The following is a 24952-nucleotide window of genomic DNA, read 5'->3' as shown; positions in this document are numbered from 1 at the left end:
TCGGATTGAGAAACATTTAGCTTAATATGGTCTCAATTCCGGCTCACGCCTGCGACCCCAGGGGAAGGCCCATGCCGCTCGATATGATCGACAACAAGATCCTGCGCCTGCTGCAGGAGGACGGCCGCATAACGGTGCAGGCCCTGGCCGAGCAGGTCGGCCTGTCGCATTCGCCCTGCCTGCGCCGCGTGCGGCAGCTGGAGGAGAGCGGCGTCATCCGCGGCTATGTCGCCGTGGTCGAGCAGAAGCAGGTCGGGCTGCCGGTCAGCGTGTTCATCTCGATCAAGCTGGAGCGCCAGCGCGAGGAGGACCTCGACCGGTTCGCCGCCGCCATCGCCCCCTGGCCGGAAGTGCTGGAATGCTATCTGATGACCGGCACGCGCGACTATCTGCTGCGCGCGGTCTGCGCCGACCTCGCCGCCTATGAGCGCTTTCTCAAGGAAAAGCTCACCCGCCTCGACGGCATCGCCTCGATCGAATCGAGCTTCGCCCTGGCGCAGGTGAAATATACGAATGTGCTGCCGATCAGGTGAGGCTTGGGGCGCGGACATCACAGCGACATGCTCGCATGTCGCGATGTCGCCTCTTCCTCTCCTGAAAGCACAGCGTTTTCCAAGGGCGGACAGGATGTCCGCGCTCCGCTACCTCTTCGCCGCCAGCGCCGAGACGCCAACCAGCAGCCAGGCCAGCATCGAACCGGTACCGCCGATCGGCGCGGCCATCGGGAACAGGCGTTGGCCGGTCATGGCGTTCAGCACCACATCGGCCGAGAACAGAGCCACGGCCGCCGCCAGCAGGAAGGCGGCGGGACGGGCCAGGCTTGCATGGAGCAGGCCGGCGCGAACGGCCGCGACGATGGCGATCAGGGCCGGCGCGTGGGCGAGCACCATGATGGCGGCATAATCGATGCTGGGCCATTTGCCATGCGCGGCCAGCGCCATCAGGCCGATGCCGGCCGCGCCGAACAGGCAGCCCAGTACTGTGAGGAGCCGGTCGGCCATCACAGCGTCAGGCCGCCGCGTTCGGCCAGGATCTGGGCGATGGTCGCGCGTAATTCGTCCATGCCGGTGCCGTTGCGGCTGGAGGTGACGATCAGTTCCGGGAAGGCGGCCGGTCGGCGCGAGATTTTTTCCCGGGTCTCGGCGATACGGCGTTCCAGCTCGGGCTTCTTCACTTCGTCCGCCTTGGTCAGCACGATCTGATAGACCACGGCCGACAGGTCCAGCGTCTTCAGCACGGCATCGTCGGTGGTCTTCAGGCCATGCCGGGCATCGATCAGCACGAAGACCCGCGCCAGGTTCACCCGACCGCGCAGATAATCGTGGATCAGCCGAGTCCAGGCCTTCACCTTGGCATCGCTGACCTTGGCATAGCCATAGCCGGGCATGTCCACCAGGGTCAGCGGCGCGTTCGAGGAAAAGAAGATCAGTTCCTGCGTTCGCCCGGGCGTGTGCGAAGTGCGGGCCAGGGCGTTGCGATTGGTCAGCGCGTTGATCAGGCTCGACTTGCCGACATTGGAACGCCCGGCGAGGGCGATCTCGACTCCGTCGGGCGGCGGCAAGGCCTCCAGCGTATTGGCGGCGTGGCGAAAATCCCACGTCGAGGCAAAGAGTTTCCTGCCCGCCGCCGTATAGTCCGGGCCCTCCGACATCAGCTCGATGCCGAGGGCGCCTTGCGCCCGAACATGGCCCTGAGGTTATCCCACAATTCGACCTTCACGCCGTTCTTCTTCATGATGAAGACCTGCTGCAGGATCGAGAGCGTGTTGTTCCAGCAATAATAGATCACCAGGCCGGCCGGGAAGGCTGCGAGCATGTAGGTGAAGATGATCGGCATCCAGCGGAACATGGCGGCCTGGGTCGGATCCGGCGGCGCCGGGTTGAGCTGCATCTGGATGAACATGGTGATGCCCATCACCACCACCCAGAAGCCGACCATCAGGAAGGAGGGCGGCGTCCACGGGATCAGGCCGAACAGGTTGAACAGAGTGGTCGGATCGGGCGCCGACAGGTCGTGAATCCAGCCATAGAACGGCGCCTGGCGCATTTCGATGGTGACGAACAGCACCTTGTAGAGCGCGAAGAACACCGGGATCTGCAGCAGCATCGGCAGACAGCCCGACAGCGGATTGATCTTGTGCTCCTTGTAGAGCGCCATCATCGCCTGCTGCTGCTTCATGCGGTCGTCAGGGAACTCGTCCTTGATCTTCTGCATTTCGGGCTGGAACTTCTTCATGCGCGACATCGACTCGTAGGAGCGATTGGCGAGCGGGAAGAAGAACAGCTTGAGGATGACGGTGGTGCCGAGGATGGCGAGGCCGAAATTGCCGAGGAGATGGAAGAGGATCTCGATCAGGCGGAACAGCGGCTTGGTGATGAACCACAGATAGCCCCAGTCGATGAGGTAGGACAGATAATCCGACTTCAGCTTCTCATCGTAATAGGACAGCGTGGCGACTTCCTTGGCGCCGGCGAACAGATCGGTGCTCACTTCGGCCTTGGCGCCGGGCTCGATGGTCTGCACCGGCCGGTCGAGCTGCGCGGCATAAGCCGGCTTGCCGCTGCGATCGTCCATCGCGAAGCTGCCGGTGAAGGTCGCCGTCGGGTCGGGCACCAGGGCGTTGGCCCAATATTTGTCGGTAAAGCCCAGCCAGCCGGTGGCGTTGGGATGTTCGACCGGCTTGCCGGCCTCCAGCTTGGAGTAGCCGGTTTCCACCAGCGCCCCGCTGAAGCGGCCGATCAGGCCCTCATGCAGCACCATGTTGCCGCCGACGGTCGGCGTACCCTGGCGCAGGATATAGGCATAGGGCGCGATCTGGACGGCTGCCGAGGTCTTGTTCTCGACGCTGTCCTTGATGGTGAACAGGAAGCCGCCGACCGGCTTGGCGGCATTGGCCTGCTTGTCCTTGGGCAGGTTCTGGCGCGGCAGGTCGAGCGCGTCGGCGGGCAGGAGATCGCCGGTCGTAGGCACCAGCCAGCCGGTTTGAGCCCGGTCGCCGTCGATCGAAATAGTGCGATGGAAGACCAGGCCCTCGCCATTGTCCCATTCGAGCTCGACCGGAGAGGTCGCCGACAGCGGCTTGGTGGATTTGACCGTCCACACCGTGTTGCTGTCGGGCAGCTTCATCTTGGCGCCCGGCTGGGCCTTCCAGCCGAAGGCGGCGAAATAGGGGCCGTGATTTTCGAGAATATCGTGGTGGTTCGCTGCCTGGATCGGCGTGCCGCGCGGCGAGAACAATTTGACGTTGGGCGAATTGGGATCGAGCGTCTCGCGATAGCCGCGCAGAGCGAGATCGTCGATGAGGCCGCCGGTGAGATTGATAGAGCCGATCAGGCGCTGGGCGTCGATCTGAACGCGCTGGCCGCTCGCCGCCACCGCTTCCTCGCGGCTAGAGAACTGCTTCTGGCCACCAGCGCCGCCGGGAATGCCGGGCGTCGGAGTGGCGGCCGGCTGCTGTTGTTGCGCCTGCTGGGCCTGCTGGACCTGTTGCTGCAGCCGCGCCTCTTCCTGCTGGCGCCTTTGCATGGGCTGGCCGATGAAATATTCCCACACGACGACGACGAGCAGCGTCAGGACGACCGCCAGAACGACGTTCTTGGTGTCAACATTCTTCATCGCACAGCCTCATCGGCCGAACGGCGTGGCTTGCGGGCGCCTTGGCGCTCGCCATGCACACGGCCGAACGCCGTTACCATTTCATCAACGATCGTCGCAAAAGATGCATCGAGGGCGGAGCGCCGCCCGAGCACGACATAATCATAGCCCTCGCGCGCGTGAAGCGCGCCAGACAGCCGCACCGCCTCGCGCAAGCGCCGACGGATCCGGTTGCGCTCGACGGCGCAACCTTCCTTCTTGGTCACGGTGAAGCCGACGCGCGGCTCGAGATCCTCAGGCGTCGACGGCGCAGCCTCGCTTGCGCCAGCGCTTGCGCGGCGGCGTGCCTGCAGGGATAGCGTTGCAGCATGTGCCCTGCGGCCTTCGCGGACGAAAAGGAAGTCCCGACGCTTGAGCAGACGCTGCATCGATAAGGGCTCGGAGGCTCTTGAGCACAGTGCTCGCGCGCAATGATACGCAATCATTGCGCCAACCCGGCCAGGTCAGGCCGACAGGCGCTTGCGGCCGTGGGCGCGGCGAGCAGCCAGAACCTTGCGGCCACCCTTGGTGGCCAGACGGGCCCGGAAGCCGTGGCGGCGCTTGCGAACAAGCTTGGACGGTTGATAAGTACGTTTCACGGGTCGTTCTCCGCGGTCGCGGCCGGATGCCGATCGAGTTGACTGGAAAAGCGCTCCCCCGAACACCAAAAACGCGCCCCGGCCTTCGCCCTGGGTGCGTCCGGGCCCGATGGGGCGACGCCAAATTCGCCGGTGCTTATGGGGGATGGCGTCCGGGAAGTCAATCGGGACTCGCATGAACTCACGCAGATTGCGACGATCGGGTGACGGAGCCGCAGATCGCAGCGAGGCCCGGGTGAAGATACCCCCCACGGATCGGCCGGGATTCGCAAAACCGGCTCCTGAAGCAGGGTACCGTCATCGAGCGATCCGGCTGACGGCCAATGACGAGGAGATCGACGCCGCCGCGACTTCCATCAACGGCCCGATCCTGCGTACGGAATTCGTGTGCAGGCGTTACGGGCCCCGATCAGGGGCCACACGGTCGCCACCGCAAAGCAACCCAGCTTGCGGCATCGGCATAGCTGAGTTTCGCCCTCAATCAATCGGGCAACCCCCTTCCCCGCCGAATGTTATATTTGGTTAACATTCTTGAATTTCCGCGTCTGATTTTCTGCAATTTTGGAACTTAGTATTTGAACAAGTGTTTAATCATTCGAGGTTATCGACATGACCTTTTTAGACCTGTGGCATCGTATTTTGGATCATCTTCCGCGTCGCGCCGAGTCACGCTCCATCGACAAGGAGGCTGCCCCGCCGGATATCCGCATCGTCTCGCTGCCGCCGTCGCCGGCAACCGACGCCCTCGCCGAAGCGCTTAGGGAGGTCCATAGTCAGGACGACAAATCCTGATCGGGCTGGTTCGGCTTGCGCGTGGCCGGCGATCGGCTTGGAGATCGGCCGGGAGGGCGCCGACATTATCCCTCGTTCTCTTCATGCCAAGCTAAGATAAGAGAGCATTCACTGATCAAAAATCGGGATGCAATGTCGGTGGATCATCCCAGCGCGGCGACGGCGAATGCCGGGGCCCCGCCGCAATCGAGGAGATCGACATGCGCATCCTGGTCATCGGCGCCTCAGGAACCATCGGCCGGCCGCTCTGCGAAGAGCTCGGCAGGCGTCACGAGGTGATTGCCGCCGGCCGCCGAGGCCCTGATGCGGTGGTCGACATCCGCTCGGCCGAGAGTATCCGGGCTCTCTATGAGGCGGTCGGCCCGGTCGATGCCTGCATCTGCGTCGCCGAGTCGGGCGCCCTGGACAGGTTCGAGATCCTGACCGAGGCCGAGCTTCTCGAAAATATGCGCGGCAAGTTCTTTGGCCAGATCAATCTGGTCCTGATCGGGCAGAGTTTTCTCAAGGATCGCGGCTCCTTCACTCTGACCAGCGGCATCTTTGCCGACGAGGCCTGGCCCGGCGTCACCGGCGGCGCGGTGATCAGCGGCGGCTTGCACAGCTTCGTGCTGTCGGCGGCGATCGAGCTCAAGCGCGGCCTGCGCATCAATGCGGTGAGCCCAACCATCGTCGCCGATTCGGTCGAGGCCTATGCCCATCTCTTTCCCGGCATGGAGCCGGTCGAGATGGACCGCCTGATCGGCACCTATGTGAACTGCGTGGAAGGCAGCGAGACCGGCCGGATCCACAGACTGTACCGCCCGGCGGGCTCCGCCGATACAGGGTTCCCGCTTGGCTGAATCCAGGATGGTGGGCAACAGCGCCACTCCCAGAGGCGCCGTGACAGCAGGATCCTCAGAGGGGGCGGCTATGACAGCGCGGCTCCGGCGGTATCCTCACCGGCGGTATAGGATCGCCCCCTGCCAATTGCGGATCTCGAAGATCAGCTTCGACTGCGGCGCATAGTCGACCTCTCCGGTACGCGCGTCCTGCGCTGCCCTTGCGGTCGCTTCATCGATCCTAAACTCGCCTTCCGGCAGCTTCAGCCACCAAGTCACGTCGACATCGTCGAGGCTTCCTTCGTCACCGAGCGTGACCTCGAATCCCCCGATGCTGAGGGCGTTCGAGCTGGACCTGTCATCGTCGGACGGCGACCGCCGCACATGTCGCCGAATCACCAGGTCCCCCGAATAACGCAGGAAGTTTCCGGCGCCGAGGTCCTTCCCGGCCTTGATGCGAAGCCAGACATAGGGAGAGATCGAGGCAGCGGCGAGGATCACGCCCGTCAGGGCGCGATTGGTTCCGGAGGCCATGACGGTCGGCCACAGACCGAGAAACGAAATCAGCAACAGGCAGATGACGAAAGCGATTGCGCAGATAGGACCGGAAGCGGCAGGGGACTGCGCCTCGCGCAGTTGCGACCGCATGCTCGCCGTCAGGGGTAGCGCCGTGGTCTGTCCGCGCAGCGGTTCCGGTGCGGGCGGCTCGCCGTAGCGATGCGAAGGATCGTAGGGGTTGAAGGTCATCTCGGAACCTTTGGGCCTGCACCGGCCCGTTGGATATATCCCGCGTTACACGAGCTTGACCATGGATCTCCGGTCCTCGGACTCGTCCGGCATCCTTGATCGGCGGGATGCGACCATTCCTTCAAGTGCCCCTGGGTTTGGCCCGCGTGGTCGGCAGAGCCGCCGCCGGATCCTCCGGCCAGGGATGGCGGGGATAGCGCCCTTTCATCTCGGTCCGGACAGCGGCATAGGAGCCCTTCCAGAAGCCGGGCAGGTCCTTGGTCACCTGCACGGGCCGATATGCCGGCGAAAGCAGGTTGATGGTGAGGGGCACGCGGCCGCCGGCGATGCTGGGATGGCTGGCAAGGCCGAACAATTCCTGCACGCGCACCGAAATGGCCGGCCCGCCCTCCGCCTCGTAGTCGATGGCGAGATGCGAGCCTGTCGGTGCCTCGAAAAAGGCCGGCGCCTCGATGTCGAGCCGCCTGCGCTCGTGCCAGGGCAGCAGGCTCGCAAGGCCATTCTCCAGATGCTCGGGAGTGATGCCCGAAAGCCCCCGCACCCCTTCGATGACAGGGGCGAGCCAGGTTTCGGCCGTTTCGGCCAGGGCCTGGTCGGAGAGATCGGGCCAATCCGGCGAACCACTGGCCCTGAGGAAGGCGACGCGGTCGCGCAACTGGCGCTGGGCCTTGCTCCAGAGCAGGCGGCCGATGCCGCTCTGGGCAAGACCGCGGGCAAGCATGACGGCGGCCTCGGCATCCAGGGCCAGCGGTGCCGTGGTCTCCTGCAGCACCAGCCGGCGATAGCGCCTGACAGCGCGCGCCTTAAGGCTGGCGCTGGCCGCGTCATAGCCGACGCTCACGCTTTCGCTGACGCCCGGCAAGGCCGCGATTTCCTCGGCGGCGATCGGCGCTGCCAGGAGGATGCGGCTCGCACCGGCACTGCCGGCGATCTCGGCCACGGCGAGCGTCGGCTCGCGGGCCAGGCGGTCATGCGGTTCCAGGCGGGCGGCCCGCCCGTTCTCCATGGTGAAGCTGCCGGGCTGCCCCCGCGCCACGGCGACACGGTCCGGATAGGCCAGGGCGAGGACCGCTCCGGCCCGGCCCGGATCGCCCGCACCGCCCAGGTCCCCACGGCTTTTACCGCCTCCGGCTTCCTTGCCGGCCGCTCTGGCCCAATTCGTGGCCAGCCGGCGCATATCCTGCGCGCGGCCACCGCGGTCGCGCCGGAAGCGCTCGATGCGCTCGACGAGGTCGGTGCCGTCGCCACCGAGGCCGCGCTCCGAGAGGACGGCCGCGATCTCGGCAGCCAGCAGGGCTTCCCCCGCCGGCGCGGCGGCCACGATCATGCGCGCCAGCCGCGGCGGCAGCGCCAGGCTGGAGAGGTGGCGCCCCGTTTCCGTGAGCCGGCCATCGCCATCCAGCGCCTCGATCGCCGTCAGCAGCGTCTTCGCTTCCTTGAGCGCGGGCACGGGCGGCGGATCGAGCCAGGCGAGTGCCAGGGGATCGCCGACGCCCCAGGCGGCGCAATCGAGCAGCAACGGGCTGAGATCGGCGGCCAGGATCTCAGGCTTGGCGAAAGCCTCGAAGGCGCCGGTGGCCGCCTCCTCCCACAGCCGGTAGCAGGCGCCCGGCTCAGTGCGCCCGGCGCGGCCGCGCCGCTGGTCGGCGCTCGCCCGCGACACCCTGACGGTTTCGAGCCGCGTCAGGCCGAGATCGGGCTCGTAGCGCGGTACCCGGGCGAGGCCAGAATCGATGACCACCCGCACGCCCTGGATGGTGAGGCTGGTTTCGGCGATCGAGGTTGATAGCACCACCTTGCGGCGCCCCGGCGGCGCGGGCGCCACGGCACGGTCCTGGTCGCCAGCGTCCATGGCGCCGAACAAGGGGGCGATGTCGACGCCTTCCCCGAGGTTGCGCTCCGCCAGCAGCCGGGCCGTGCGGATGATCTCGCCCTGGCCGGGCAGGAACACCAGGATCGAACCCGCCTCCGCCCGCAGGGCCCGCATCACCGCGTCGGCGACAGCCTCTTCCAGCCGCTGGCGTGGATCGCGGCCGAGATAATGCGTCGTCACCGGAAAAGCGCGGCCGGCGCTCTCGATCACCGGTGCATCGCCCAGAAGCGCGGCGACGCGCGCGCCGTCGATGGTGGCCGACATCGGCAGGATGCGCAGGTCCTCGCGCAGCCCCGCCTGGGCGTCGAGCGCGAAGGCAAGCCCCTGATCGGCATCGAGCGAGCGTTCGTGGAACTCGTCGAACAGCACGGCCGCCACGCCATCGAGCGAGGGATCGTCGAGAATCATGCGGGCGAACACGCCCTCGGTGACCACCTCGATGCGGGTCCTGGCCGAAATGCGCGATTCCAGGCGCACGCGCAGGCCCACAGTGGCGCCGACCGGCTCGCCCAGCGTGGCGGCCATGCGGGCGGCCGCGGCGCGGGCGGCGAGGCGGCGCGGTTCCAGCACGATGATCTTGCCCCCCTTTGTCCAGGCCTCGTCGAGGAGGGCCAGCGGCACGCGCGTGGTCTTGCCGGCGCCGGGCGGGGCGACGAGAACGGCATTGGAACGAGCCTGCAGGGCCTGCCTGAGGGTGGGCAGGGCATCGTCGATGGGCAGGGGCTGGTCGAACACGCGCATCGCGCCGATGTGACGCATCGAACCGGTAAGTGCAATGAATTCCTGGGATCGCCGGCTTCCAGCCGGCTCCTTCCTGTCCAGCAGGCGCATCGGCTCCAGGAGCCGGCTGGAAGCCGGCGGGCCCAGGAATAGAAAGTCGATTTTAACCATAGTGTGACTTTTTCGTCATCGACGCCCCGGCCGCCATCCGCCATAGCTAACGCTCGACGATTGAGGACGAGGCGATGGAACGGCGCGCCTATGAAGCTCCGCTCGACCCCGCACTCGCGGTATCGGGCCTCCTGACCCGGCTGGGCTTGTTCCTGCTGGTGATCTTTGCGCCGTTCTTCGCCATGTTCTCGCGCCACGCCGTGGCGATCATCGTGCCGATCGCCACCGCCCTGCTGATCCTGGCGGCGGCGCTCGACAATCGCCTGCCGACGGCGCTGCGCCGCCTGCGGGGCGCGCTGACCTCTCCCCGCACCCTGGCGCTGCTCGCTTTGCTCCTCTGGGCCGCCGTCAGCATCTGGTGGACTCCCCGGCCCGGCTCGGCGGCAGGCCGGCTCCCGGGCATATTGGTTATCGTGCTGTTGTTCGCCGTCACGATTTCCTGCCTGAAGCCGCGGGTGCGCTTCAGCGACGCCAATCTCATCCCGATCGGCGTCGGCATCGCCAGCGTGACCCTGATCCTCGAATATCTGCCGGGCTCGCCCTTGCGAGGCCTCGGCGAGACGGGCACGGAGGACGCCGAGAGCACGCGCGCCGCCATGCTTCTGGCTTTGCTGGTCTGGCCGGCCGTGGGCGCGGTGCTGGCGCGCGGCCGCAGCTGGCAGGCCCTGCTGCTCTGCCTGGTGATGATCCTGGCGCTCTGGCTGGTGCATGATCTGGTGATCTTCACCGCCTTCATCGCCGGCATCGTGGTGATGACCCTGGCCCTGTGGCGCCGGCGGGCCGCTGCTTTGGCCGTCGCCATCTCGGCCCTCGTCCTGCTGGTGCTCGCACCGCTGGCGGGCTGGATGATGGCGCGCTGGGGCGGCTTCCTGCTGCCGGCCGAGGGCGATCACCTGGTCGCGCTCTGGCGCGACGTGACCTATGCCCTGCCCAACCACCTGTTAGCCGGCTTCGGATATGATTCGAGTTCCTCGCTGACCCGCGGGGTCGGCGGCCAGCTCCTCTCCTCGCCCCACAATGCCGCGCTGCAGATCTGGCTCGAGCTCGGCCTCGTCGGCGTGGCGCTGGCGGCGCTCGCCCTCTGGCTGACGCTGATGGGCATGGACCGCGACGACGACCGTTCGGCCCCGGCCGCCCTCGCCGTCTCGGCCTCGGCTTTGGTGATGATGTTCGCGGGCCCGGCCGCCTGGCAGCCCTGGTGGCTGATGGCGCTGGGCCTCACCAGCGTCTCGCTGGCCTTCCTCGCCCGGCTGGGCGCGCGCCGGCGCGACTGAGGGCGGCAGTGGTTCACCCCTCATCCGGCTGCCGCCACCTTCTCCCACAAGGGGAGAAGGGACTTACGGCTTGGTTTTGGCTTGCAAGAAAAGGCGCGGATCAGCCTTCTCCCCTTGTGGGAGAAGGTGGCGCGTAGCGCCGGATGAGGGGTGGAAACGCGCCCCCCATCATTTCCGCGGCGCCACGCCCTTCAGATTGGCGAGCGCGGCCGCCAGGGTCTCGTCGCGCTTGGCGAAGCAGAACCGCACCACCGTCGTCACCGCATCCTGTGCGTAGAAGGCCGAGACGGGGATGGCGGCGACCTTGTGCTCGGCGACGAGGCGCCGGCAGAAGCTGACGTCATCCTCCTCGATGCCGCTGGCGGGCAGGTCGATGTTGAGGAAGTAGCTCGCCTCGCTCGGCAGGGTGGCGAAGCCGAGCCCGGCCAGTCCCGCCGCGAACCTGTCGCGAGAGCGCTGCAGGTCCGCCCGCATGCCGGTGAAATAGGCGTCTTCCTTGCCCAGGCCATAGGCCACGGCCGCCTGCAGATTGGGCGGCGTGGTGAAGGTGAAGAACTGATGCGCCTTGGCGATCACCTTCAGGATCGGCGCGGCCGCCATGACGAAGCCGACCTTCCAGCCGGTGAGCGAGAAGATCTTGCCGGCCGAACCGATCTTCACCGTGCGCTCGCGCATGCCTGGAAAGCCGATCAGCGGCCGGTGCGTGCGGCCGTCGAAGACGACATGCTCCCAGACCTCGTCGCAAACGGCGATGGCGTTGTAATGCACGCAATATTCCGCCAGCAGGGCCTGGTCTTCATCCGAGAAAGCGACGGCGGCCGGATTGAGCGGGTTGTTGAACAGCACCACCTTGGTGCGCGCGGAAAAGGCGGCGTCGAGCGCCTCCCGCGTCAGACGCCAATGCGGCGGCTGCAGGGTGACGAAGCGCGGCACCCCGCCTGCCCGCCTCACCAGCGGCAGATAGGCATCGTACATCGGCTGGAACAGCACCACCTCGTCGCCCGGCTCGATCAGCGCCATCAGCGCATCGGCGATCGCTTCCGTCGCACCGGACGTGACCATCACCTCGCTGTCGGGATCGACAACCACGTCCTGGAAGCGGGCATAGTGCTCGGCAATGGCGCGGCGCAATTCGGGCAGGCCGAGCATGGGCGGATACTGGTTCCAGCCCGTCATCACGGCTTCCGCCGCCTTCTCGCGCACATCGAGCGGGCCGGCATCGTCCGGAAAGCCCTGGCCGAGATTGACGGCGTCATGCTCACGGGCCAGCCGCGACATGGTCTCGAAAATGGTGGTGGAAAGGCCGGCGAAGATGCTGTTCATCCAAAATCGATAGACGAGTTGGGCGGTGGGATAAAGGGGCATCGGATTTCCCCCAAGGCCGCGAACTCAAGTTAATAGCGGATGACTTTTGGTGCTGGGCGAGCAGCCGTTCCAGGTGCACGGGCATCCGGAATGCGCTGTTCGGAACACGCATTGACCTGGATTCGGAAGCCTGGATGTCCCCGCCCTTTGCCTTTTGCCCGCGACCTCCTAGATAGAGGGCATGTTCAGTGAGGTTCCCATGACGTTCAACCCTTCCGCCGGCCCCGACAGCGGCCCCCGCTCCCCCTTCCACGCCACCACCATCCTGATGGTCCGCAAGGGCGGGCGCGTGGTGATCGGCGGCGACGGGCAGGTCAGCCTCGGCCAGACCGTGATCAAGGGCAATGCCCGCAAGGTCCGCCGGCTCGGCAAGGGCGACGTCATCGCCGGCTTCGCCGGCGCCACGGCCGACGCCTTCACCTTGTTCGAGCGGCTGGAAGCCAAGCTTGAGCAATACCCCACCCAGTTGACGCGGGCCTGCGTCGAGCTCGCCAAGGACTGGCGGACCGACCGCTATCTGCGCCGGCTGGAAGCAATGATGCTGGTGGCGGACAAATCGGCCGGGCTGGTGCTCACCGGGACCGGCGACGTGCTGGAGCCTGAGAACGGCGTGATGGCGATCGGCTCGGGCGGCAATTACGCCCTGGCCGCCGCCAGGGCGCTGGTCGACACCGACTATGATGCCGAGACGATCGTCAAGAAGGCGATGAACATCGCAGCGGATATCTGTGTCTATACCAACCATAATCTGGTGATCGAGAGCATCGATCTCTGATAAGAGGGCGAGACTCACCACAGGCAGAAAGCCGCCCGCGCATGCTCTCCTTCCGGATCAGCCTTCCCGTCGTCTTCGCCGCCGTCGCCCTCGCGGGCTGCGCGGCGGAGAAGCAACCTGAATTTCCCACCACCAATCCCCTCGAAAAGGCCTGCCAGGCCGAGGGCGTGAAGGCGGGCACGGCCATGACGGACTGCATGCGGCGCAAGGCCTCCCAGGGCATTGCCGGCGACACCTGCAGCCGCAGGGGCATCCGACCCGGCTCGCCGCAGCGCGAACGCTGCGTCAAGCTCGAAGCCGAATACAGCCAGGCGAGTTCGGAATGCCAGGCCCAGGGCCTGGGCACGTTCGGCCCCGAGGAAGTCGCCAAGTTCAAGGCCTGCATCAGCGCCAAGGCGCCGGAAGCGGCCGCCTACAAATTCGCCCAGGACAGATAGCGGAGATTCCCGGTCCTGAACCGGAGGCGGCATGAAGGGCAGGTTCGATCTCAGCGCCTATGACAGCGGCACGCAATTGCTGATGCATCTGGTTGTGCTGCTGGCCTGCCTCGTCGCCAGCGCGCTGGTCTGCTTCGGCCTCGTCGCGGTGAGCGCGCCCTTCGTGCTGCTGCAATGGATCGGCTTTTTCACCCTCGCCAAATTCGTCTATTTCGTCGTCGCCTATGTGCTGTTCGGCGGCTCCTTCATCGATCCGCTCGAACAGATGTACGAGGATCGGCGCAACCGGCGCTGATAGCAGCGGCGGCTATGATCGACCGGTCCGGGCAATCGCGCCCGCCCTTCCGGCAGGGTCAAAGCCCCTGCCGGAAATGACCGGTTAAACTCTCGCCCCCGGGTACCCTACTCCTTCACCGCCCCCGTCATCGACGACACGTAATAGTCGACGAAGAAGGAATAGAGGATCACCACCGGCAGGGAGCCGAACAGCGCCCCGGCCATCAGGGACCCCCATTCGAAGATGTCCCCGCGCACCAGTTCGGTCAGCACGCCCACCGGCACGGTCTTGTTCTCGGACGACTGGATGAAGGTCAGCGCGTAGATGAACTCGTTCCACGACAGGGTGAAGGCGAAGATGCCGGCCGAAATCAGCCCCGGCACCGCCAAGGGCAGGATGACCCGCACCAGGATCTGCCAGCGCGAGGCGCCGTCCACCAGGGCGCTCTCCTCCAGCTCATAGGGAATCGAGCGGAAATAGCCCATCAGCAGCCAGGTGCAGAACGGGATCAGGAAGGTCGGGTAGGTGAAGATCAGGGCAAGCTTGGAATCGTAGATGCCGAGCTTGAAGACGATGAAGGCGAGCGGGATGAACAGGATCGAGGGCGGCACCAGATAGGCCAGGAAGATCAGGAGGCCGACGATCCTCGATCCCCTGAAGCGGATGCGCTCGATCGCATAGGCGGCCAGAACGGAGGCGAACAGCGCCAGCGCCGTCGCGCCGACCGAGACATAGATCGTGTTGAGCAGCCAGCCCGGATAGGATGTCTCGAACAGCAGATAGCGGATATGTTCGAGCGTGGGGCCCACCACCCAGAACGGGCTGTGATTGGCGTAATCGGTCAACTGATCATTGGGCTTCACCGTGGTGATCGCCATCCAGTAGAACGGGAACAGCAGCACGATGACGAAGACCAGCAGCGGCAGGTAGACGGTCACCACCCGCCGCGGCAGGCTGGAGAGATAGCCCATGCCCTCGACATGGTCGGCGAGCGGCGCGGTGGCCTGGTTCGAGCTCATCGTCATGCCTCCGCTATTCCTGTCCGCCCTGCTGCCAGCGCCGGCGCTGCAGGCCGAAGAAGCTGAACAGGATCGCCGCCAGCAGGAAGGGCACCATGGCGACCGCGATGGCCGCGCCTTCGCCGAGCTGGCCGCCGGGAATGCCGCGCTGGAAGGACAAAGTCGCCATCAGATGGGTGGCGTTCACCGGGCCGCCCTTGGTCAGCACATAGATGAGCTGGAAATCGGTGAAGGTGAACAGCACCGAGAAGGTCATCACCACCGCGATGATCGGCGTCAGCAGCGGCAGGGTGACATGGCGGAAGCGCTGCCAGCTGGTGGCGCCGTCGAGCGAGGCCGCCTCCTGCAGCGAGGGCGAAATGGTCTGCAGGCCGGCCAGCAGCGAGATGGCGACAAAGGGAATGCCGCGCCAGACATTGGCGACGATCACCGAGATGCGGGCATTGAGGGGATCGCCGAGGAAGTTGATCGGCTGCTGAATCAGGCCGAGCTGCATCAGCGACCAGGAAATGATCGAGAACTGCGAATCATAAATCCACCAAAAAGCCAGCGCCGACAGCACGGTGGGCACGACCCAGGGCAGCAGCACGATCGCCCGGAACAGCGACTTGAAGGGCAGATGCTGGTTGAGCAGCAGAGCCAGCCAGAGGCCGAGGCCGAATTTCAGGATCGAGGCGACCACCGTGTAGACGATGGTGTTGAACACCGACAGCCAGAACACCGAATCGGCCCAGAGGAACTCGTAATTCTCCAGTCCGATGAAAATGCCCTCGCGCCCGATCTTGGTGTCGGTGAAGCCGAGCCAGACCCCCAGGCCCAGCGGGTAGGCCAGCAGGCAGATCAGGAACACCGCCGCCGGCAGCATGAAGAGCGTGCCGAGCGCGCCCCTGCTCTGCGCCAGCCTGGCGAAGGCGGAAGGTCGCGGCCGTGGTCTCGATGTCGCGATGCTCATGAGGTGCCTTGGTGGGAGGGAAGGAGAAAGGAGGAGGTCGCGTTTCCACCCCTCATCCAGCTGCCGCCACCTTCTCCCGCAAGGGGAGAAGGGGACTTATCTGGTGGGCGGCGAGCGCATGAGAACCGTTCCGCTGACGCGCCCCATCCCAATCAATTTCCTTCTCCCCTTGCGGGAGAAGGTGGCGGCAGCCGGATGAGGGGTGGACGCACCACAGATACGACTAGCCCACCCCCTCACACCCGGTAGTAGCGATTGGCGCGCTTCTCGGCCTGGGCCGCCGCATCCTCCGGCGACATCTGGCCGGTCACCGCGACCGCATACATGTCGACCAGCACATAATCGGCCATCACGCCGGCGGAGGCGTAGCCGAGGGGCCCCGCATAGCCGTTGGGCCGCAGCGTTTCCGAAGCGTGCGAATAGGGCTCATGGATCGGATCGGCCTTCCAGACCGGATTGGCGGCAAAGGCTTTGAGCGCCTGGCAGCAATAGGCGCTCGATCCGCCGATCCAGGCGTTCATCTGAGGTTCCTCATACATGAACTTCAGATAGGCCTTGGCCGCCTCGGGATATTTGGAATGCTTGAACAGCAGGGCCGAGGTGGTCTGGTGCAGCTCGACCTTCTGCCCGACCGGGCCGACCGGGAAGTTGACCGTGCGGATATCGGCAGCCAGGTCCTTGAGCTTGGCGTCCTTCTTGGCGGCGTAATAGAGCGAGACGCCGTTGGCCGTCAGCGACACCTGCCCGGCGAGGAAGGCCCGGTTGTTGTTGATGTCGAGCCAGCTCTCGGTGCCGGGGATGAAGGTCTCGTAGAGCGACTTGGCATATTTGATCGAGGCGATGGTCTCGGGCGAGTTGATGGTGACCTTGCCGCTCTCGTCGACCATCTTGCCGCCATGGCTCCACAAGAGCCAGTGGGCATAGTTGTTGCCATCGCCGACCGCCTTGCCATGGGGGAATCCGGCGGGCGTCCCCTTGGCCTTGAGCGCCTTGCACAATTCGAGGAAGCCGGCAGTGTCCTTGGGAAACTCATTGAAGCCGGCCGCCTTCACATGGCTGTCGCGGTAGCAGATGGCATTGCCGATCGCCGCCAGCGGCAGGGCGATGAATTTGCCTTCGCGCGTGGCATAGCCCTTAAGGCCGTCATACCAGCCGCCATATTTGCCGCCGAGATAGGTGCCGAGGTCGGTGAGGTCGGCCAGCTTGTCGGGATATTGATGGGCATCGTCGAACCAGCACAGCACGATATCAGGCCCCGAGCCGACATTGGCGGCCACGGCCGCCTTCGGACGGATGTCCTCCCAGCTCTCCTTGTCGACACGGACCTGCACGCCGGTCGCCTCGGTGAATTTCTTGGTATTGGCGAGCCAGGCATCCTCGTCGCCCTGCACGAAGGGGGTCCAGCGCAGCACGCGCAGGCTCGCTCCCTCTTCGGGCTTGTAGGCGGGCTCGGCACCCTGTGCGAAAGCCGGTCCGATGCCGAACCGGCCCAAACCGGCGGCCGCGGCGAGACCTGCGGAAGCAGTGAGCAGATCACGTCTGTTGATCGTCATCGAAGTCCTCCCTGGCAATGGCAATTTATCGTTATGGGCAGTTCGGCGGCGCCGCAGGCAACGCAGCCCTCCCGCGACGTCCACGGGAAGTGGCCCGCCCCCTGCTGGCACGACACGCGTCCCGGCGGCCCGAAGGCCGGCCGGTTCCGGACGTCAGACGAGGCCGCTCAGGCGGCGGGCTCCAGCCGGCGCCCGCTTTCGGCGTCGAACAGATGGGTCGAGCCGACATCGATGGAGACATTGATGGTCTCGCCGGGCTGTGCCGCCACGCGCTCGTGGAAGACGCAGGCGACGTCCGTGCCCGCGAGTCTCGCCATCATATGGGTCTCCGATCCCGTCGGTTCGGTAACCACGACGTTCAGCGGAATGCCGCCGGCGCTCAACCGCAGGCTTTCTGGCCTGAGACCATAGATGAGCGGCTTGTCGGTCGCCTGGCGCGGCGCCCGGGCCGGAAGCACGCTGCCATCCTCGGCGATGAACCGGCTGGAATCCTGCGGATCGAGCCGGCCCTTGATGAAATTCATCGCCGGCGAGCCGATGAAGCCGGCCACGAACAGGTTGGCGGGCTGGTCGTAGAGATCAAGCGGGGCACCGATCTGCTCGACGATGCCGTCATGCATCACCACGATCTTGTCGGCCATGGTCATGGCCTCGATCTGGTCGTGGGTGACGTAGACCGTCGTCGTCTTCAGGCGCTGATGCAGTTCCTTGATCTCGGCGCGCATGGCGACGCGCAGCTTGGCGTCGAGGTTGGAGAGCGGTTCGTCGAACAGGAAGACCTGCGGGTCACGTACGATCGCCCGGCCCATGGCGACGCGCTGGCGCTGGCCGCCGGAGAGCTGGCGCGGATAGCGGTCGAGCAGCTTGGACAGGCCGAGGATTTCGGCCGCCGGCTTCACGCGCTTTTCGATGTCGGCCTTGCTGGCCCCCTTCAGCTTGAGCGAGAAGCCCATGTTGTCGGCGACGCTCATATGCGGATAGAGCGCGTAATTCTGGAACACCATGGCGATGTCGCGCTCTTTGGGCGGCAGGTTGTTGACCACGTCCTTGCCGATGCGGATCTCGCCGTCCGAGATGTTCTCCAGGCCCGCCAGCATGCGCAGGAGCGTGGATTTCCCGCAGCCCGAAGGGCCGACCAGGATTACGAACTCGCCATCGGCAATCTCGATGTCCACTCCCTTGATGACGGGGTGGGTCCCGAATGATTTCCTGACATTGACGAAGTCGACTGACGCCACGACGCTTCCCCCAAGCAAAAGGATGATGAACCTGATCGCCGCCCCGGGGCGGCATTTCAACCTGTTCGGCCTCTTCCGGACCGTTACGAACACTGGAACACGCCTGCCGGAGCCGGCGCACCATCGGTGTAGGCGGTCCCCACAGGCGGCGGCATCCTGACGGTGGGACAAGACTCCTGTCAAGGCAAAGAGGCCATCATCCCTCACAAATCTTCAGACCAATGCCGTTCAACCGGGAAATTGCGTTAACATCGTACCGCCGCCCCTCGGTTTCCTTCGTGCAATTGCGGGGCCGCCTGCAATTCTCGATGCTGGATTTTCGCGTTTCAGCCATTATGTAGCAGCTTTACCCTTCCTCCCGAGTGCCTATGTCCAATTTCTCCCCCCGCGAAATCGTCTCAGAACTCGACCGCCACATCGTCGGCCAGCACGACGCCAAGCGCGCCGTCGCCATTGCCCTGCGCAATCGCTGGCGCCGCCTGCAGCTCGACGAGACGCTGCGCGAAGAGGTAATGCCCAAGAACATCCTGATGATCGGGCCGACCGGCGTCGGCAAGACCGAGATTTCGCGGCGCCTCGCCAAGCTCGCCAATGCGCCGTTCCTGAAGGTGGAAGCGACGAAGTTCACCGAGGTCGGCTATGTCGGGCGCGACGTCGAACAGATCGTGCGCGATCTCGTCGATATCGGCATAGCGCTGGTAAAGGCCGAAAAGCGCAAGGAAGTCCAGGCCAAGGCTCATCTGGCTGCCGAACAGCGCGTGCTGAACGCGCTGGTCGGCGCCACGGCGAGCCCGGCCACCCGCGACAGTTTCCAGAAGAAGCTGCGAGCAGGCGAGCTCGACGACAAGGAAATCGAGATCGAGATGAAGGACACCTCCTCGCCCACCTTCGAGCTGCCCGGCCTGCCGCAGGGCCAGATGGGCGTCGTCTCGATCGGCGACATCTTCGGCAAGGCCTTTTCGGGGCGCACCAAGACCAAGCGCACCACGGTCCGTGACAGCTACGACCAGCTGATCCAGGAGGAGGCCGACAATCTGCTCGACCAGGACCAGATCGTGCAGGAGGCCATCCGCCAGGTCGAGAACAACGGCATCGTCTTCCTCGACGAGATCGACAAGATCTGCGCCCGCGAGAACCGCGGCGGCGCCGATGTCAGCCGCGAGGGTGTACAGCGCGATCTCCTGCCGCTGATCGAAGGCACCACCGTGTCGACCAAGCACGGCGCGGTGCGCACCGACCACATCCTCTTCATCGCCTCCGGTGCCTTCCACGTCGCCAAGCCTTCCGATCTCCTGCCGGAATTGCAGGGCCGCCTGCCGATCCGCGTCGAGCTGCAGGCGCTGACCCAGGACGACTTCCGCCGCATCCTCACCGACACGGAAGCGAGCCTGATCAAGCAATATGTGGCCTTGATGGGCACGGAGAACCTCGAGCTCAGCTTCACGCCCGAGGCGATCGACGCCATCGCCGCCATCGCGGTGCAGGTGAACGCCTCCGTCGAGAATATCGGCGCGCGCCGGCTGCAGACGGTGATGGAACGCATCCTCGACGAGATCTCCTTCACCGCTCCCGACAAGGGCGGCGAGAAGGTGACGATCGACGCCGACTATGTGCAGAAGACGGTGGGCGACCTCGCCAAGAACACCGATCTCAGCCAGTTCATCCTGTAACGCCGGACCGCGAGAAGATTGACCTATCGCCCTTGGCGTCGCCCGCGGTGGGCGGGTCCCAGACCCGCCTGGAAATGCGGCCCCTGTAGGCGGGTCTGGGGACCCGCCCATCAGGAAGCCGCTTGGCGCCATGACCCGCCAACTCGGATGAACCCTGTAGGAGTGGCCGCGCTGAATAATATATAATTTTTATGGATTTAATGAATTAATTTTTCTACCATCGCATCGTCCATCCCTTTGACGAGATCGATCGATGCCCCTCTCCCTCACCCGCCGCTCCCTCCTGACGCTCGCCGCCGCATCCCTGCTGACCGGCCCCGCCGCGCTGGCCTCGCCGACCCGTATCCGCGTCGGCGCCACGCCCGGGCCGATGGCCGAGACCCTGGAAGCGGCCAAGCCGGTCGCCGCCAAGCGCGGGCTGGACATCGAGGTGGTCGAATTCTCCGACTATGTCGTGCCCAATGCGGCGCTGGATGCCGGAGAAATCGAGGCCAACGCCTTCCAGAACCAGCCTTATCTCGACAACCAGATCGCCGACCGCGGCTACAAGATCGTCGGCATCGCCCCGATCATCAATTCACGCCTGGGCGTCTATTCGCGCAGGCACAAGGCCTGGAGCGAGGTGCCGGACGGCGCCACCATCGCCATCCAGAACGATCCGACCAATGGCGGCCGCACGCTCCTCCTGCTGCGCGACAAGGGCGTGATCTCGCTCCGGGACGGCGTCGGCTACAAGCCGATCGTGCCCGATATCACCGCCAATCCCAAGCAGTTGCGCTTCCTGGAGGTCGATGCCGCCCAGACGCCGCGCTCCCTCGACGATGTCGATGCCGCGGCCGTCAATGCCAATTACGCCGTCACGGCCGGCCTCGACCCGACCAGGCAAGCCCTGCTGCTGGAGGACCTCAAGCCGCAATACACCAATCTGATTGCGGTACGCGCGGCGGACAAGGACCAGCCCTGGGTGCCCATCCTGGCCGAGGCCTATCGCTCGCCCGAGGTCCGGGCCTTCGTGCTGGACAAATACAAGGGCGCCTATGTACCGACCTGGTAAGACACCGACATCACGGGGGGCGTCGCCGGGCGCCTCCGCGGACCGAACGCGAGCGCTCAAAAGGGCACGAAGTCGCCCACCATGTCATTGCGGGCGAACCATGGCGTCTGCCGCCCATCCGTGGCCTTGATCACGCTGCCCTTGACGCCGGCATAGAGTTCGGAGGCCTCTATTGCGCCATTGCTGTTGAGGTCGGTGGCCTTGTTCGCCATCGCCTTGACCAGAGCGTCGGTGAAGACGCCGCCGCCCTGGCTGGGCATTTCCTCCGATAATTCTCGTCCCTTCGCCGCGGAGAAGATCACGATGCCGGAGGGCACCTTGTCGATGAGCGCGCTTGCCGTACTGTCGCTGGTGGCGAAGAAGCCGGTGCCGGCGCTGCCACTATGGCAACTGTCGAGGAAGACGGCGATGCGCGACTTCGCCTTTGCCAGCTCAGCGGCAAGATCGCTCCAGCGCAAGGCCGTACCGGCGATATCGGCCAGTCGTGTCTGGCTCGTCGCGAGATAATATTGACCGTCGGGCGTCTGGATGCCGTGCCCCGCCACGAACAGCAGGATGGTGTCGCCCGGTTCGCCGGCGGCGATTGCCACGCGCAGCTTGGCGAGGATGGCTTCTCGCGAAGCCTGCTCATCCGTCAGCAGGGCCTGCGAGACGATATCCACGCTGTCGCCGGCCTTGGTTGCGATCGCCGCGTGGAAGCGCCCGGCATCACTTGCCGCCAGTTCGAGCTGGCTGATGCCGGGGTCCTCATATTTGTCGACGCCGACGCTGATGAGGTGAACACGCCGCCGCCCGGTTCCGGGCTGGCCCGCATCGAAGGTCGCAGCCTGGCTGTAGAGACCCGACTTGCCCTTGGCCACGACGGCGATCCAGCGCGCACCGGCCAGGCGCGGCACATCGACGGAAGCCGATCTTGCGCCCGCCGCCACCGCGATCTCGTCCGTGAACTGACCATCCTGATAGATGCGCAACGCTGCAACCTCGCCTTCGGTGACGGCAATTTCCGCCGTCACGCGCGGAGAGGGAGTCGGCTTCACCGCAATCACCGGAGGGAAGCGATCAATCGCGACGTCTGGAAGCGTCCTGCCGGTGAGCACTTCCTTGAGCAGGCCCGCCTTATGGAGGACGCCACGGTATTGCTGCAGCGTGTATTGGCCTTGCCTTCCCGGCAGCTTGAGTGAAACGAAGCTGGCGCCTTCCATGGTGGCGTCGAATTGGCCCGTGGGGGCCCATACCACCACCTCGTCATCGACCACACGGCCATAGAGTATGACGGGCTTCTGCACGGACTGGCTGGTGAATTTGCCGTCGGCGCTCTTCTGGCTGCGGCTGAGGTCCAGGATCTGGAAGCCGCCATCTCGATCGATCTTGGTGAGGGTCTTGAGATCGTTCGATAGGGAGATACGCTCCATCACGTCGGGCGATGGCAGGCGGATCAGCGAATGCAGAAGTTTGCGCGTCTGCAAGTCATAGACCGCCGCCGCAAAGCTCTCCCTGGACCAGATGACCAGATAACGTTCGAAGAAGAGTGTTCCGGAGATGCCGCAGGCGCCGATGCGGGTCGGGCACCAGGTAGCGGGACTGTCGGGATCCTCGTTGGTTCCGGCGATCAGGTCGAAGACTTCTCCCGGTTCGCGAGAATCATGCATGAAGCGTTGCGCATCGAGAAAACCGCCATTGCCGCCATTGCAGCTACCGCCGAAGAAGGTCAGCTTATAACGCGGCGTCGAGAGCTGCTCGACGATCGGGGTGAAGGCATCGATGGTTATGGTGCCATCGGCCTCTTTGTCGGCCGATCCGCAGTTTTCACTGCTCGCCGCCACCTGGATTTTGTTGTCCCCGACGAACTGCCAGATATCGGGCTTGCGCGAGTTCTTCAGGACGGCATTCGCTGGCAACGTCGCCAGATTGCTTCCCGTATTGATTTCCAGGCCGAAATCGAGCAGGCGCCGCTCGAGCTTGGAAAGCTGGGCCTCGTCGGGCAGGAAGACGCGGCCTATTCCCCTCGTCGCGACAGCGATGGGATCGCTGGATACCGGGTCGGCTGCCGGCATGCCCGAGGCGAGGATGGGCTGCACCAGGAATTGATGCAGGGCCGCATTCGCCTTCACGGCCGGGGCGTCCGTTTGGTAGGAACGGTCGCCCAGCACGGTGAACTTCAGGCCATCAATGAAGTCCCACCGTTTGGGGATCGCCAAGGCGACCGTCTGATAGGGCGCCGCAAAGGCATTGATCGAGCTGTGATAGACCATGGGCCTGCCGTCGCCGGACGTCTCGACGGCGTTGTTGGGCTTGTTGCGAATGTCCCGGAACGTCGCCGTTCCCGTCATCAGCCGGGCATATGCATCGGCCACTGTGTCGAACGCCCGGGTCCCGCGCCCCAGCACCAGATTATTCTCCAGATCGATCTTTACGGCCGAACTCTCCACACCGGGGCATGCGGCCCGGCAACCGTCTCCCACTTGAATGTCTGGATCCGTTTCGCTGAGGGGATAGAGGACGTTGATGAAGCCGCGCCCGCTTGCGCCGATGACGAGGAAGCTGTCCCGGTCGTCCCAGGCGAGGTCCCAACTGCCGGTCCATAATTTTTGAACAAACTTGCCGTCGACGGCATCGTAGAGGCTGAACTGCTCTTCAGCCGTCGCGGTTACGAAGCGCCCCGTCGGTGAAAAGCGCGGCTCCTTCCCGACTTGCTCCGACAGCTGGCTCCCACTGGCGACATCGATCAATCGCCAGCGTGGACCGACAATGTCAATCCGGCGTGTCCCGTCAGGCGACAGGATGCTCTGATCGGGTTTCCTGAGTTCGAAACGATCGGAAATCACGATTTCGGGTGTTCCGGCACTCACCGCCAGATCGATCGACCTCGGCGAGTCATCGGCAAGCTCGCCGCATTGCGCAAAACCGGTGATGGCGGCCGTGAGATGAAGGGTTCCTGCCTGAAGCGGCCTGACATCGAGGCTGCCGCTGCGCGCCGTATCCCCGATGTGCAAGGGAATGACGATACGCGTCAATTCCTTGAATTGTCGAAGGCGGAACGGGGCTATGGCATCGGGCGCAAGCACATAGAATCCCTTGCCATTCACCCGGACAGGCGCATCGGCGGCGATCATGAGATAGGTCGGAGCACGGCCCTGCTGCGGGCCGACCGACCAGGAAAGCGTCTTGATGTCCCCGGCTCGAACGGCGGTGCCGCCGATCGCCGTCACGGAGAGGCGACTTCTCAGCTCGGCAAGCAACGGCAACGCGGCGTCGCAGCTCTGGTTGGCCTCACCGAGCAGCGTATGGGATCGCTTGCCCTCGGCGGACGCTGCGGGCGGCCTGCCCTGCACGCGAGCATCGGGTTTGTCGGATTGCGTGGTGACCGTCGGTTCTGCCAGCGGCTTTACCGCGTCCGGCCATTTATCGGCATACCAGTCTCCCGGGTCGACATCGCTGCGTACCGCGCCCGGAGCCAGGCGCACCGGGATGATGGCATGCGAGGGACAGCCGGCCTGCACGCCGCAGGTTACGAACTCGGTAAAATAGGCGCGTGCCTCCTGCCCGCTTTCCCGACTGACGGCATAGACATGATAGTCGCCGGCCGCCACCGTCAGCCGATAGCCGGCTGGCCGCCCCTTGCGCTTCAGCCTGATGCGCCCGCCGGTACAAGTTTCCTTTGTGGTCGCAAGATTGACGGCGCAGACTTTGAGGTCGTCCGGCAATCCCTCCCCGGGATAGGACAGTTGGCCCTCGATGGTGGCAGGCAACGCGGCGTCGATGCGCGAGAGCCCTCGCGGGCTGGGAGCCGCATCGGGGCCGGCCACCGCCCGCGAACAAAGGGCCGTGCCCAGACACAGCCACGCAACAAAGAAGACAGCCCGCATGCCCCAAACCCGCCCTTCCGAGACACCGCCACGGCAAGAACCTTAATGTGCCGGTGGTGAATATCCATTCGGCTTTTGGGGGTAGCTCCGCCCCCAAGGGAGGTAGCCTGCTACGTCCT

Annotated in this window: 22 protein-coding genes; 9 read left to right on the top strand and 13 right to left on the bottom strand. The window is 65.1% G+C overall.

Features of this window, described 5'->3' with window-relative positions; genetic code table 11:
• The first annotated feature begins 71 nt into the window (after positions 1-71).
• The gene (locus J8I29_RS25650; protein ID WP_209433818.1) at positions 72-533 is read left to right on the top strand and encodes an Lrp/AsnC family transcriptional regulator; all 462 of its coding nucleotides are present in this window, start codon (positions 72-74) and stop codon (positions 531-533) included.
• 108 nt (positions 534-641) lie between these two features.
• Here the strand turns inward: J8I29_RS25650 and J8I29_RS25645 are convergent, their stop codons facing one another.
• From J8I29_RS25645 to rpmH, 5 genes are all read right to left on the bottom strand, one after another.
• Positions 642-1001, bottom strand: a complete 360-nt coding sequence (locus tag J8I29_RS25645) for a DUF423 domain-containing protein (RefSeq protein WP_105865470.1) — start codon at positions 999-1001, stop codon at positions 642-644.
• Complete coding sequence (gene yihA, locus J8I29_RS25640) at positions 1001-1651, bottom strand: ribosome biogenesis GTP-binding protein YihA/YsxC (protein ID WP_105865471.1); 651 nt, start codon at positions 1649-1651, stop codon at positions 1001-1003. Before yihA ends, J8I29_RS25645 begins: the two co-directional genes overlap by 1 nt.
• The gene (gene yidC, locus J8I29_RS25635) at positions 1651-3615 is read right to left on the bottom strand and encodes a membrane protein insertase YidC (RefSeq protein WP_105865472.1); all 1965 of its coding nucleotides are present in this window, start codon (positions 3613-3615) and stop codon (positions 1651-1653) included. Before yidC ends, yihA begins: the two co-directional genes overlap by 1 nt.
• Positions 3612-4022, bottom strand: coding sequence for a ribonuclease P protein component (rnpA, locus tag J8I29_RS25630; RefSeq protein ID WP_209433817.1), 411 nt, complete (start codon positions 4020-4022; stop codon positions 3612-3614). The genes yidC and rnpA overlap by 4 nt, the downstream gene beginning before the upstream one ends.
• 75 nt (positions 4023-4097) lie before the next feature.
• Entirely contained in the window at positions 4098-4232 is a 135-nt protein-coding gene (gene rpmH, locus J8I29_RS25625) for a 50S ribosomal protein L34 (RefSeq protein ID WP_105865474.1), read from the bottom strand.
• Between the two features lie 609 nt (positions 4233-4841).
• Between rpmH and J8I29_RS25620 the strand changes: the two genes are divergently transcribed.
• Positions 4842-5024 carry a hypothetical protein gene (locus J8I29_RS25620; RefSeq protein WP_105865475.1) on the top strand — a complete coding sequence of 61 codons (183 nt, stop codon included), beginning with the start codon at positions 4842-4844 and terminating at the stop codon, positions 5022-5024.
• Positions 5025-5224: 200 nt separating this feature from the next.
• Positions 5225-5863, top strand: coding sequence for a short chain dehydrogenase (locus J8I29_RS25615; RefSeq protein WP_209433816.1), 639 nt, complete (start codon positions 5225-5227; stop codon positions 5861-5863).
• 96 nt (positions 5864-5959) lie between these two features.
• Here J8I29_RS25615 and J8I29_RS25610 read toward each other — a convergent pair whose 3' ends face one another.
• Positions 5960-6589 carry a hypothetical protein gene (locus J8I29_RS25610; protein ID WP_209433815.1) on the bottom strand — a complete coding sequence of 210 codons (630 nt, stop codon included), beginning with the start codon at positions 6587-6589 and terminating at the stop codon, positions 5960-5962.
• Positions 6590-6710: 121 nt separating this feature from the next.
• A complete protein-coding gene (gene hrpB / locus J8I29_RS25605) occupies positions 6711-9203 on the bottom strand; it encodes an ATP-dependent helicase HrpB (RefSeq protein WP_209433830.1) in 2493 nt (830 codons plus the stop codon).
• A 224-nt stretch (positions 9204-9427) separates the two neighbouring features.
• On the opposite strand from hrpB, the gene J8I29_RS25600 reads away from it, so the two are divergent.
• A complete protein-coding gene (locus tag J8I29_RS25600; RefSeq protein WP_105865478.1) occupies positions 9428-10627 on the top strand; it encodes a hypothetical protein in 1200 nt (399 codons plus the stop codon).
• 168 nt (positions 10628-10795) lie between these two features.
• Here the strand turns inward: J8I29_RS25600 and J8I29_RS25595 are convergent, their stop codons facing one another.
• The gene (locus tag J8I29_RS25595; protein ID WP_209433829.1) at positions 10796-11950 is read right to left on the bottom strand and encodes an aminotransferase; all 1155 of its coding nucleotides are present in this window, start codon (positions 11948-11950) and stop codon (positions 10796-10798) included.
• Between the two features lie 241 nt (positions 11951-12191).
• Here J8I29_RS25595 and hslV point away from each other — a divergent pair, with 241 nt between their 5' ends.
• Genes hslV through J8I29_RS25580 form a run of 3 tightly spaced genes read left to right on the top strand, consistent with a single transcriptional unit; the run spans position 12192 to position 13499 of the window.
• Complete coding sequence (gene hslV / locus J8I29_RS25590) at positions 12192-12767, top strand: ATP-dependent protease subunit HslV (protein WP_105865479.1); 576 nt, start codon at positions 12192-12194, stop codon at positions 12765-12767.
• A 41-nt stretch (positions 12768-12808) separates the two neighbouring features.
• Positions 12809-13204, top strand: a complete 396-nt coding sequence (locus J8I29_RS25585; RefSeq protein ID WP_209433814.1) for a hypothetical protein — start codon at positions 12809-12811, stop codon at positions 13202-13204.
• Positions 13205-13235: 31 nt separating this feature from the next.
• Positions 13236-13499 carry a hypothetical protein gene (locus J8I29_RS25580; protein ID WP_209433813.1) on the top strand — a complete coding sequence of 88 codons (264 nt, stop codon included), beginning with the start codon at positions 13236-13238 and terminating at the stop codon, positions 13497-13499.
• A 107-nt stretch (positions 13500-13606) separates the two neighbouring features.
• Here J8I29_RS25580 and J8I29_RS25575 read toward each other — a convergent pair whose 3' ends face one another.
• The 4 genes from J8I29_RS25575 to ugpC form a co-directional block, all read right to left on the bottom strand.
• Positions 13607-14506, bottom strand: coding sequence for a carbohydrate ABC transporter permease (locus tag J8I29_RS25575; RefSeq protein WP_105865482.1), 900 nt, complete (start codon positions 14504-14506; stop codon positions 13607-13609).
• A gap of 7 nt (positions 14507-14513) precedes the next feature.
• Positions 14514-15446 carry a sugar ABC transporter permease gene (locus J8I29_RS25570; RefSeq protein ID WP_209433828.1) on the bottom strand — a complete coding sequence of 311 codons (933 nt, stop codon included), beginning with the start codon at positions 15444-15446 and terminating at the stop codon, positions 14514-14516.
• A 242-nt stretch (positions 15447-15688) separates the two neighbouring features.
• Complete coding sequence (locus J8I29_RS25565; RefSeq protein WP_209433812.1) at positions 15689-17005, bottom strand: ABC transporter substrate-binding protein; 1317 nt, start codon at positions 17003-17005, stop codon at positions 15689-15691.
• Between the two features lie 167 nt (positions 17006-17172).
• Complete coding sequence (gene ugpC / locus J8I29_RS25560; RefSeq protein WP_105865485.1) at positions 17173-18243, bottom strand: sn-glycerol-3-phosphate ABC transporter ATP-binding protein UgpC; 1071 nt, start codon at positions 18241-18243, stop codon at positions 17173-17175.
• A 368-nt stretch (positions 18244-18611) separates the two neighbouring features.
• Between ugpC and hslU the strand changes: the two genes are divergently transcribed.
• Positions 18612-19913, top strand: a complete 1302-nt coding sequence (gene hslU, locus J8I29_RS25555) for an ATP-dependent protease ATPase subunit HslU (RefSeq protein ID WP_105865486.1) — start codon at positions 18612-18614, stop codon at positions 19911-19913.
• Positions 19914-20166: 253 nt separating this feature from the next.
• On the top strand, positions 20167-20967 hold the full coding sequence (locus J8I29_RS25550) for a MetQ/NlpA family ABC transporter substrate-binding protein (protein ID WP_105865487.1): 801 nt from the start codon (positions 20167-20169) through the stop codon (positions 20965-20967).
• 56 nt (positions 20968-21023) lie between these two features.
• Here J8I29_RS25550 and J8I29_RS25545 read toward each other — a convergent pair whose 3' ends face one another.
• Complete coding sequence (locus tag J8I29_RS25545) at positions 21024-24833, bottom strand: caspase family protein (protein WP_209433811.1); 3810 nt, start codon at positions 24831-24833, stop codon at positions 21024-21026.
• Positions 24834-24952: the final 119 nt, after the last annotated feature.

Source organism: Labrys sp. LIt4, from assembly GCF_017813775.1.
In the GTDB taxonomy this organism is placed as follows: Bacteria; Pseudomonadota; Alphaproteobacteria; order Rhizobiales; family Labraceae; genus Labrys; species Labrys okinawensis_A.
The sequence above is the reverse complement of the archived record's forward strand: the minus strand, read 5'-3'. Positions and strand labels throughout refer to the sequence as shown.